This window comes from Micromonospora sp. (genome assembly GCF_048594385.1).
GTDB lineage: Bacteria > Actinomycetota > Actinomycetes > Mycobacteriales > Micromonosporaceae > Micromonospora > Micromonospora wenchangensis.
In genome coordinates, this window is record NZ_JBMDWU010000410.1 from 1 (window position 1) to 10,063 (window position 10,063).

Annotated in this window: 9 protein-coding genes; all 9 read left to right on the forward strand. The window is 73.6% G+C overall.

Annotated elements, in window-relative coordinates:
* Window positions 1-305: 305 nt before the first annotated feature.
* Window positions 306-782, forward strand: a complete 477-nt coding sequence (gene rbfA / locus ACOJTC_RS21915; protein ID WP_204923888.1) for a 30S ribosome-binding factor RbfA — start codon at window positions 306-308, stop codon at window positions 780-782.
* Entirely contained in the window at window positions 779-1,879 is a 1,101-nt protein-coding gene (locus ACOJTC_RS21920) for a DHH family phosphoesterase (RefSeq protein WP_420118283.1), read from the forward strand. The genes rbfA and ACOJTC_RS21920 overlap by 4 nt, the downstream gene beginning before the upstream one ends.
* Window positions 1,880-1,898: 19 nt before the next feature.
* The gene (locus tag ACOJTC_RS21925; RefSeq protein WP_145918420.1) at window positions 1,899-2,306 is read left to right on the forward strand and encodes a hypothetical protein; all 408 of its coding nucleotides are present in this window, start codon (window positions 1,899-1,901) and stop codon (window positions 2,304-2,306) included.
* Window positions 2,306-2,515, forward strand: coding sequence for a DUF6186 family protein (locus ACOJTC_RS21930; RefSeq protein ID WP_194822111.1), 210 nt, complete (start codon window positions 2,306-2,308; stop codon window positions 2,513-2,515). Before ACOJTC_RS21925 ends, ACOJTC_RS21930 begins: the two co-directional genes overlap by 1 nt.
* A gap of 1,818 nt (window positions 2,516-4,333) precedes the next feature.
* Window positions 4,334-5,659 (forward strand): MATE family efflux transporter, encoded by a 1,326-nt coding sequence (locus tag ACOJTC_RS21935; protein WP_420118284.1) that lies wholly within the window; start codon window positions 4,334-4,336, stop codon window positions 5,657-5,659.
* Window positions 5,660-5,794: 135 nt separating this feature from the next.
* Entirely contained in the window at window positions 5,795-6,679 is an 885-nt protein-coding gene (gene truB, locus ACOJTC_RS21940) for a tRNA pseudouridine(55) synthase TruB (RefSeq protein WP_204923891.1), read from the forward strand.
* A gap of 124 nt (window positions 6,680-6,803) precedes the next feature.
* The gene (locus ACOJTC_RS21945) at window positions 6,804-7,730 is read left to right on the forward strand and encodes a bifunctional riboflavin kinase/FAD synthetase (RefSeq protein WP_420118285.1); all 927 of its coding nucleotides are present in this window, start codon (window positions 6,804-6,806) and stop codon (window positions 7,728-7,730) included.
* 218 nt (window positions 7,731-7,948) lie between these two features.
* The gene (gene rpsO / locus ACOJTC_RS21950) at window positions 7,949-8,218 is read left to right on the forward strand and encodes a 30S ribosomal protein S15 (protein ID WP_109804764.1); all 270 of its coding nucleotides are present in this window, start codon (window positions 7,949-7,951) and stop codon (window positions 8,216-8,218) included.
* Window positions 8,219-8,440: 222 nt separating this feature from the next.
* A partial coding sequence (locus tag ACOJTC_RS21955) for a polyribonucleotide nucleotidyltransferase (RefSeq protein ID WP_420118286.1) occupies window positions 8,441-10,063 on the forward strand: 1,623 nt, incomplete at its 3' end.

Genomic DNA, 10,063 nt, shown 5'->3' on the forward strand with positions numbered 1-10,063 from the left:
CCACGCCCCTCCCCGCCCCGCCTGTTCGCGTTGATCAAGTGGTTTGCGTCAGCTTCGATCTTCAGGTTGACGCGAACCTCTTGATCACTTGACGCAAACTTCTTGATCACCGGGGCGGGGCGGGGTGAGGCAGGGTCGGGGCTGGGTGGGACGTGGGGGAGGCGGGAGTGCGGGGTGGTGGGGCGGGGTGGGGGCGGGCGGGTGGGGGTGGCGCGCGGGTAGTGTTCGAGGTGTTGGGTGGTTGGTCCCGGTGACGCCCGCGTCGCCGCTCCAGCCGCGGAAGGAACGCCCTGGAGGTGGGGGACATGACTGATCCGGCCAAGGTTCGCCGGCACGCCGAGCGGATTCGCGAACTGGTCGCCTCGGTGGTGCGGAGCCAGATCAAGGACCCCCGGCTCGGGATGATCACCATCACCGACGCCCGGATCACCGCCGACCTGCGCGACGCCACCGTCTTCTACACCGTCCTCGGTGACGCGACGGCGCAGGCCAGCACCGCCGCCGCGCTGGAGAGCGCCAAGGGCATGCTGCGCAGCACCGTCGGCAAGGCCCTCGGGCTGCGCCACTCGCCCTCCCTGACCTTCGTCCTCGACGACGTGCAGGACCAGGTCAAGCAGATCGACGACCTGCTCGCCCAGGCCCGGCACGCCGACGCCGAGGTGCAGCGGCTGGCCGCCCAGGCCAAGTACGCGGGCGACGCCCAGCCGTACCGGGTCGACGACGAGGACGACGAGGCGGACGACGACGCCACCACCGACACGTCCGCCACGGACCGGCGGTGACGGCCGCCCCGGGCACGGCCGACCAGCTCCGTACCGGGTCGCCGTCCGCCGGCCCCGGCGAGGACGACTGGGCCGCCGCCGTCGCAGCGGTACGCGGTCTGCCGGCCGATGCCCGGGTGCTGCTGATCTGTCACGTCAACCCGGACGGCGACGCGCTGGGCAGCATGCTCGGCTTCGGGCTGGGGCTGCGCCGGCTCGGCGTACGCCGGTTGCAGGCCACCTTCCCGGGGCCGCCCGGGGTGCCGGAGCCGTTCCGCTGGCTGCCGGGGCTCGATCTGCTGGTGCCGGCGGCCGAGGCGTACCCGGATCCGGATCTGGTGGTCTGTTTCGACGCCGCGAGCGAGTCGCGGCTCGGTGACCTGGTCGACCGGCTCGACACCGCCGGCACCTCGATCGTTCTCGACCACCACGCCTCGAACACCGGCTTCGGCGCGGTACATCTGGTCGATCCGACAGCGGCGGCGACCTCGGTCGTCGCCGAGCAGTTGCTCTCCCGGCTCGACGTGCCGCTGGACGCCGAGATCGCGACGGGCCTCTACGTCGCGTTGACCACGGACACCGGCTCGTTCCGGTTCGCGGCCACCACCCCCGAGGTGCACCGGCTCGCCGCCCGGCTGCTCGCCACCGGCCTGCACCCCGGGGACATCTCCCGCCAGGTCTTCGACACCCGGCCGTTCGGCGCGGTCCGGCTCTTCGGCGAGGTGCTGGGTCGGGCCCGGCTCGAACCTGAGGCCGCCGCCGGCCACGGCCTGGTCTGGACCGACGCCACCCTCGACGACCTGGCCCGGCACGACCAGCAGCCGTACGTGCTGGAGTCGCTTATCGATTCGGTCCGCTGCACCGCCGAGGCGGACGTCGCGTGCGTGCTCAAGCAGGTCGGGCCGGCCGAGTGGGCGGTGTCGATGCGCAGTAAGGGTGCCGTCGACGTCAGCGCGGTGGCGGTGGCGCTGGGTGGCGGAGGTCACCGCTTCGCCGCCGGTTTCACCGGAGCAGGCGACGCCGAGCAGGTCATCGCCCTCATCAGGGCGGAGTTGGCCGGTGCGCTGACCGGTGACCCCGCCGACGCCGACGGGTGTCGGTCTTCCCGCACACGGTGACCCCGGGGAGAATCGGACGATGGAGCAGCCGCACGAGATCGCCGTGGACGTCTCCCGCGCCTGGGACAGGCCGGTGGTCACCGTGCCGGTGCTGGCCTGCCTCTCCCTGGTCGGTGGGCAGTTCCCGTCGTTCTCGGCACAGGCCAACATCTGGACGCTGGGCACCGGCGGCGCACTGATCTGGCTCGGCCTCGGCAACCGGGTGCAACGTCGGCCGGCACCGCGCCGGCTGGGCCGGGGCACCGTCTGGTGGCTGCTCCCGGCCGCGCTGTTCGGGGTGCTCGAAGGGGCCACCTTCGTCATGGCGGTCGGCGACGAGTTCCCCACCTTCTCCCGCCTGGCCGATCCGCTGCTGGAGGACGAACTGGTCCGCTCGGCGGCCTGGTTCGCCTGGCTGGCCGCGTTCTGGGGGCTGGTACGGCGATGATGCGCACCCTCGCCATCAGCGGCTTCCTCGCCTCGCTGGTGCTCTTCGCGGCCGTGGAGTGGGCCGCCCGCCGGGAAGGTTCCCGGATTCCGTCACTGGGCGACGTCTGCGCCTACGTCATGCGGTACGAGGTCGGTCCGGTGCCGGTAGGCCGGATCGGCGTGTTCGGGTTCTGGTGGTGGCTCGGCTGGCACTTCCTGGCCCGCTGACCGCTTCCACCGTCGGGTGACGGCCGCTGCGGGCCCGGCAGGAGCGGCGACGCGGACCTGCCCGGCGATCCCACTCCGGTAGGTCACCCGGCCCGTGTCCGCTCTGCCCGCCCGACCTGGCCCGCGCCACCGGGTGGCACGGGCCCTGCCTTGCCTTGTCTGGCCCGCCGGCTCCGCTCGCCCGGTTCCCGCGCCGGCTTGCCCGGTTTTCGCGCCGGCTCGCCCGGGTTCTGCCCCTGCTTGCCCGTTTCCGTGCCGGCCCGGCTGGGCTCTGCCCCGGCTCGCCCGTTTCCGTGCCGGCCCGGCTGGGTTCCGCGCCCACAGCCTGCCTGGGTGTCCCGTGCCTGGGCCGGCCGGTTCAGCGGTGCCGTCTCGTGGCCGGTATAGGCCTGCTCGATCCCACGGGTCACGGGGAACCCCGGCGGGGTCCGGGTGATGCGCGACCCGTGTCGATGCGTGCAGGTCGGTCTGGGCTGCTCTCGGGATGCTTGCCAGGCCCGTCCAGATGACGGGAAGAGTGGGCAGCATGTGGAAAGTAAACGTTAACTTGGGAGAGGCCGACGTCGCGCCGCGACGCAGGTCGCGGGCGGTGGCGCCACACCCGGTGCCGCCTCCCTCCAGGGTCTGACCGACCCGGGCTCACGCTGCCAGGCGAGCCGCTCCGGTGATCCCGGGCCGCCTTCCCGGCGCTCAGCAGGACCGCCCGTCCGGGCCACCTGTTCGGTGGTCCGCACCCTGGAAGGACACCGCCATGGCGACCAAGCCCAAGACCGAGACCACCGACGAGGCCCGCGAGCAGATGCGCCGCGCGTTGCAGACCTCGATGGACACCCGCCAGTGACCCTGCCGCACCGGCGATGACCCCGCTGCCCGGCTGAGTTCCGACTCAGCCTGGCTCCGGTGGTCGTGCGCGGTCCGGCCCCGCCCGGCTCGTTTCACCCACCCCACCGGACTCGGCACCGACCCGTCGTCCCGCCGCTGGTCGGGCTCGCTACCCCCAGGCGCGGCCCGGCCCGGCCGTAACGCATGCTCCGGGCCGTCCCACCCCGGGCATCGGCCCGGTCCGGCACCGACCGCTTTTCAGCTTGACCCCGCCTGGCCGCGTTCCTGCCCCCGGCCGCGATCCCGCCGCCGGCCGCGATCCCGCCCCCGGCCACAGGCCGTGGCCGCCCGGTTGCGTGGCCGGGCCTGGCCTGCCGCCCGTCCGGTCCGCCCTCGGCACCCGGTTGCGCTCAGCCCTACCGTCCCCGGCTCCGGACGCGTTCGGCACGGCCGAGCCGGACCGAGCCGAGCCGTGTCCATCCGGTCCGGCGGTGTACGAGGGCGGCTCGCTCCGAGCCGGGTTCGACCGGCTCCGCCGAGCCGTGCCCGGAGGTCGCCCGGCCCGAGCCGTGTTCGACAGGCCGGGTGAGAGCGTCTCCAGAGATCGTTCGACCGGGTCGTGTTTGACCTGCGGTGATGGGCCGATACCCGTCAGCCGGGCCCGCCCCGGCCCGATCGGCTCGGCCTTCCTCAGTCGGGCGCGCCCCAGCCTGCCCCGGCCCGGTCGGCTCGGCGCGGCGGCCGACCTCAGCCCGGTCGGCTCGGCCTGCCTCGGTGTGCCGGTGGGATCGGCCGTCCAGGCAGGGTCGGACACACCCCACCCCCGCTGAGTCCGGCCGGCTCGGCCGAAGCACCCCACCTCACCCACTCTCCGCCACCCGCGCGGATCTCGTCCCCGCGATCGTGTCCCTCGCCGGACGGCTTCCATCGGCCCTCGCTCGGTAAGCGATGCCTAGGCTTGCGTCCCTTACCGCAGGCGTGCCAGGATCGGCGGCGATGAGCCAGTCCACCGCCACCGCCACCGCGCTCGCCTCGCCGCGCCGGATCGCCGCGCTCGCCCTGCCCGCCCTGGTGGTGCTCGCGGCCGAACCGCTCTACGTGCTGGTCGACACCGCCGTCGTGGGGCACCTGGGCCGGGTCCCGCTGGCCGCCCTCGCCGTCGGCGGCACGGTGCTGACGCTCACCGCCTGGCTCGGCACCGTGCTGGCGTACGGCATCACGGGGCGGGCGGCCCGCCGGTTCGGTGCCGGTGACCGGGCTGCGGCGCTGGCCGAGGGTGTCCAGGCGTCCTGGCTGGCGTTCGGGGTGGGCGTACTGGTGGCCGTCGGCATGCAGTTCGGCGGTGACGCGCTGGCGCGTACCCTCGCCGGTGGCGGTGGCGAGGTGGCCGACACCGCCGGGCAGTGGCTGCGGATCGCGGCCCTCGGCGCGCCCGGGCTGCTGCTGGCCGCCGCCGGCAACGGCTGGCTGCGCGGCATCCAGGACACCCGCCGCCCGCTGCTGTTCGTGCTCGGGCCGAACCTGCTTTCCGCGCTGCTCTGCCCCCTGCTGGTCTACCCCGCCGGACTCGGGGTGACCGGTTCGGCGGTGGCCAACGCGATCGCCCAGACCGTCTCGGGTGCCCTGTTCGTGGGGGCGTTGCTGCGGGAGCGGGTGGGCGTGCGGCCCCGACCGGCGCTGATCCGCCAGCAGTTGGTGCTCAGCCGGGACCTGCTCATCCGGGGGCTCGCCTTCCAGGCCAGCTTCCTGTCCGCCACCGCCGTCGCCGCCCGGTTCGGTGCCGCCGCCGTGGGGGCCCACCAGATCGCGCTGCAACTGTGGTTCTTCACCGCGCTGCTGCTCGACGCGTTGGCGATCGCCGCGCAGGCGTTGATCGGCGCGACGCTGGGCGCGGGCGACGCCGCCGGTGCGCGCGCCCTGGCCCGCCGGTTCGCGCTGCTCGGCGGCGTGTGCGGGGTGGCCTTCGCGGTGCTGATCGCTGCCGGGTCCGGCGTCGTGCCGTCCCTGTTCAGCTCCGATCCCGAGGTACGCGGGCAGGCGATGGTGGCGTGGCCCTGGTTCGTGGCGATGCAGCCGTTCGCCGGGGTGGTGTTCGCCCTCGACGGTGTGCTCATCGGTGCCGGCGACATCCGCTACCTGCGCAACCTGACAGTGGTCGCGGCGGTCGGCGGCTTCCTGCCGGCGATCTGGCTCTCCTACGCGTTCGACCTCGGTCTGGGCGGCATCTGGGCCGGCCTCACCCTGCTCGTGGTGATCCGCCTCGTCGGCGTGCTGCTGCGGCTGCGGTCCGGCAGGTGGGCGGTGGTCGGCGCGGTGCGCTGAGCAGCCACCGGGGGCGACCCGTCCGACCGTACGGTGGTCGGCGGGCAGGGACCCGCGTGAGGCGCCGGGTCCGACGGCGCGCGATGTGCCGTGCGGTGGCGGGCGGGGTGGACCCGTCTGGCAGGCTTGGCGGTCGTGAACGGTGACGGTCTGATCGTGGTCGACAAGCCCGGCGGCATGACGTCGCACGACGTGGTGGCGCGCATCCGCCGGTTGGCCCGCACCCGCCGGGTCGGGCACGGCGGCACCCTCGACCCGATGGCGACCGGGGTGCTGGTGATCGGGGTCGGCCGGGCCACCCGGTTGCTGACGTACGTGATCGGGGCGGGCAAGAGCTACACCGCGACGGTCCGGCTCGGCCAGTCCACGGTCACCGACGACGCCGAGGGCGACGTGATCGGGACCACGCCTGCCGGTGCGCTGACCGACGCCGCGATCCGGGCCGCGTTCGTGCCGTTGACCGGTGAGATCGACCAGGTGCCCAGCGCGGTGAGCGCCATCAAAATCAACGGGGAGCGGGCGTACAAGCGGGTCCGGGACGGTGAGCAGGTCGAGCTGCCCGCCCGCCGGGTCACCGTCTCCCGGCTCGACGTGTCGGCGATCCGCCGGGACACCCCGGACGTGGTCGACGTGGACATCGACGTCGACTGCTCGTCGGGGACGTACATCCGGGCGCTGGCCCGGGACGCGGGCCTGGCGCTCGGCGTCGGCGGACACCTCACCGCGCTGCGGCGTACCGCTGTGGGCAGTTTCACCCTGGCCGAGTCGGCGACCCTCGCGACGCTGGAGCAGCGCGCGCCCGAGGTGGTCACCCTGCCCCTCGACACCGCCGCCGACAGGTACTTCTCCCGTCGGCAGGCCAGCGCCGACGAGGCGAAGGTGCTCTCCCACGGCGGCCCGCTGGACCCGGTGGGCATCGCCGGACCGTACGCCGTCTTCGGACCGGACGGCGGCCTGATCGCTATCGTCAGCGAGCGGGACGGCCGGGCCCGCGCGGAGATCGTGCTCGCCCCGGCCTGACCGGGCCGTCGGCCGGCACGGCCGGACGGCACAGCGGGGACGGGTGCGGGGACGACGGCCGGCACGACCGGCGGCGGTGGGTACGGGTGTGAGCCGGTCAGCGGCGGAGCAGGGAAGGAGCGGCATGCAGCGGTGGCGGGGGTACGAGGCGGCACCCGGTGACTGGGGGCGGTCGGTCGTCACCATCGGCGTCTTCGACGGCGTGCACCGGGGGCACCAGGCGACCATCGGACACGCCGTGGCACGGGCCCGTGAGCTGGGCGTACGGTCGGTGGTGGTGACCTTCGACCCGCACCCGGCCGAGGTGGTCCGCCCGGGCGCGCACCCGGCCGTGCTCACCGAGCCCATCCGCAAGGCGGAGCTGATCGAGGCGCTCGGGGTCGACGTGTTGTGCGTGGTGCCGTTCACCGCCGAGCTGTCCCGGCTGCCGGCCGAGGCGTTCGTGCACGACATCCTGGTCGAACACCTGCACGCGGCGCTGGTCGTGGTGGGGGACAACTTCCGGTTCGGGCACCGGGCCGCCGGGAACGTGGCACTGCTCGAACATCTCGGCCGCACCTACGGCTTCGCGGTGGAGAACGCCCCGCTGGTCGCCGCCGACGGCACGGTCTTCTCCTCGACGTACGTCCGGGCCCGGATCGAGGCCGGGGACGTGGCGGCGGCGACCGTCGTGCTCGGCCGGCCGCACCGCCTCGAGGGGGTGGTGGTGCTGGGCGACCAGCGCGGCCGGGAGCTGGGTTTCCCCACCGCCAACCTGCGCTGCCCGCCGCACGCGGCGGTGCCCGCCGACGGGGTGTACGCCGGCTGGCTGGTACGCGGGGGCATCGAGCGGCTGCCGGCGGCCATCTCGATCGGCACCAACCCGACGTTCGCCGGTCGGGAGCGCCGGGTCGAGGCGCACGTGCTGGACTTCGCCGGCGACCTGTACGGCGAGCAGGTCGCCCTCGACTTCGCCGCCCACCTGCGCGGCCAGATCCGGTACGACGCGATCGAGCCGCTGCTGGCGCAGATGGCCGAGGACGTCGCGCGGACCCGGCTGGCGGTCGCCTGACCGGCCCGGCGGGCGGGGTGGACGGGCCGCCGACGCCCGCCGCGTGGGGCTTGACCGGGCGGTTCCGCGACGGGCTGGTAGTGTGGCGGTGACGTCGGATGACCGACGCGGGGCCTCGCGTGCCTGCACGACGCCGCGGGTGCGAGGTTCGTCCGTCTCCGGTCCACGCGGACCCGAACGACGGACACCAGTTGTCAACCCACCGAAACAGGGAGAACATGGCGCTCGACCAGGAAGCCAAGGCCAAGATCCGCACGGAGTACGCGACCGCCGAGGGCGACACCGGTTCGCCGGAGGTCCAGGTCGCGGTCCTCACCAAGCGGATCGCGGAGCTGACCGAGCACCTGAAGGTGCACAAGCACGACCACCACAGCCGCCGTGGGCTGCTGCTGCTGGTCGGTCGGCGCCGTCGGCTGCTCAACTACGTCCAGAAGAAGGACATCAACCGCTACCGGTCGCTGATCGAGCGGCTCGGCCTGCGCCGATGACGTGACGGGGGAGCCGCCACCGGGTCGCTCCCCCGCTCGGCACCACCAGAAGAAGAGGGCCGCGCGACCACCCGAGAGGGAGCCGGTCAGCGTACCGGTCTCCGGTAGTGGCCCCCGGGCATCCCGGCATCATGCCGGCCACCCGGGCGCTTCGATCGAAGACCGGCCGTCTGAGCAGCTCCGGTGTCGTGGGGCCCACGACGCGAAGGAGTACCGCAGCACATGACCGAGACCAACCTCGGCACCGAATCCCGCACCGCCGTGATCGACAACGGGTCCTTCGGCACCCGTGAGATCACCTTCTCCACCGGCCGGCTGGCCCGCCAGGCCGCCGGCTCCGTCATCGCCCAGCTCGGCGAGACGGTCGTCCTCTCCGCCACCACCGCCGGTAAGCACCCGAAGGAGCAGTTCGACTTCTTCCCGCTGACCGTCGACGTCGAGGAGCGGATGTACGCCGCGGGCCGCATCCCCGGCTCGTTCTTCCGCCGTGAGGGCCGGCCCAGCGAGGACGCGATCCTCACCTGCCGGCTGATCGACCGGCCGCTGCGCCCGTCGTTCGTCAAGGGCCTGCGCAACGAGGTCCAGGTCGTCGAGACCGTCCTCGCGCTCGACCCGCAGCACCCGTACGACGTGGTCGCCATCAACGCGGCCTCGATGTCGACGAAGCTGTCCGGCCTGCCGTTCTCCGGCCCGATCGGGGCGACCCGGGTGGCCCACGTCGAGGGCCAGTGGGTGGCGTTCCCGACCCTGGAGGAGTTGGCCCGGGCCACCTTCGACATGGTGGTGGCCGGCCGGGCCCTCGAGGACGGCGACGTCGCGATCATGATGGTCGAGGCCGAGGCGACCCCGCACGCGGTGACCCTGATCGCGGGCGGTGCGACCGCCCCGACCGAGGAGATCGTCGCCAGCGGCCTGGAGGCCGCGAAGCCGGCCATCCGCGAGCTGTGCCGGGCGCAGAGCGAGCTGGCCGAGGTGGCCGCGAAGCCGGTCACCGAGTTCCCGGTCTTCCTCGACTACCAGGACGACGTCTACCAGGCGGTGGCCGAGCTGGTCCGCGCCGAGGTGGCCGAGGCGCTGCAGATCGCCGGCAAGGCCGACCGTGAGGAGGCCCTGGACCGGGTCAAGGCCAAGGTCGCCGAGGAGCTGACCGGTCGGTTCGAGGGCCGGGAGAAGGAACTCTCCGCCGCCTTCCGTTCGCTGACCAAGTCCGAGGTCCGCAACCGGGTGCTGCGCGAGCAGGTCCGCATCGACGGCCGGGGGCCGCGCGACATCCGGCCGCTCACCGCCGAGGTCGGCGTGCTGCCCCGGGTGCACGGTTCCGCGCTGTTCGAGCGGGGCGAGACCCAGATCCTCGGTGTCACCACGCTGAACATGCTGCGCATGGAGCAGATGGTGGACACCCTCTCCCCGGAGAACCGCAAGCGTTACATGCACAACTACAACTTCCCGCCGTACTCGACCGGGGAGACCGGCCGGGTCGGCTCGCCGAAGCGGCGGGAGATCGGCCACGGCGCGCTGGCCGAGCGGGCGCTGCTGCCGGTGCTGCCGTCGCGCGAGGAGTTCCCGTACGCCATCCGGCAGGTCTCCGAGGCGCTCGGCTCCAACGGCTCGACCTCGATGGGGTCGGTCTGCGCCTCGACGCTGGCGCTGCTGTCGGCCGGTGTGCCGCTCAAGGCGCCGGTGGCCGGCATCGCGATGGGCCTGATCTCCGACGAGGTCGACGGCAAGACCCAGTACGTGACGCTGACCGACATCCTCGGTGCCGAGGACGCGTTCGGTGACATGGACTTCAAGGTCGCCGGCACGCCGGAGTTCGTCACCGCGCTCCAGCTCGACACCAAGCTC

What these genes read in the sequence shown, in the direction of transcription:
- rbfA (WP_204923888.1), top strand. Translation starts at nt 306, where the DNA reads ATGACTGATCCGGCCAAGGTTCGCCGGCACGCCGAGCGGATTCGCGAA.
- ACOJTC_RS21925 (WP_145918420.1), top strand. Translation starts at nt 1,899, where the DNA reads ATGGAGCAGCCGCACGAGATCGCCGTGGACGTCTCCCGCGCCTGGGAC.
- ACOJTC_RS21930 (WP_194822111.1), top strand. Translation starts at nt 2,306, where the DNA reads ATGCGCACCCTCGCCATCAGCGGCTTCCTCGCCTCGCTGGTGCTCTTC.
- ACOJTC_RS21935 (WP_420118284.1), top strand. Translation starts at nt 4,334, where the DNA reads ATGAGCCAGTCCACCGCCACCGCCACCGCGCTCGCCTCGCCGCGCCGG.
- ACOJTC_RS21945 (WP_420118285.1), top strand. Translation starts at nt 6,804, where the DNA reads ATGCAGCGGTGGCGGGGGTACGAGGCGGCACCCGGTGACTGGGGGCGG.
- rpsO (WP_109804764.1), top strand. Translation starts at nt 7,949, where the DNA reads ATGGCGCTCGACCAGGAAGCCAAGGCCAAGATCCGCACGGAGTACGCG.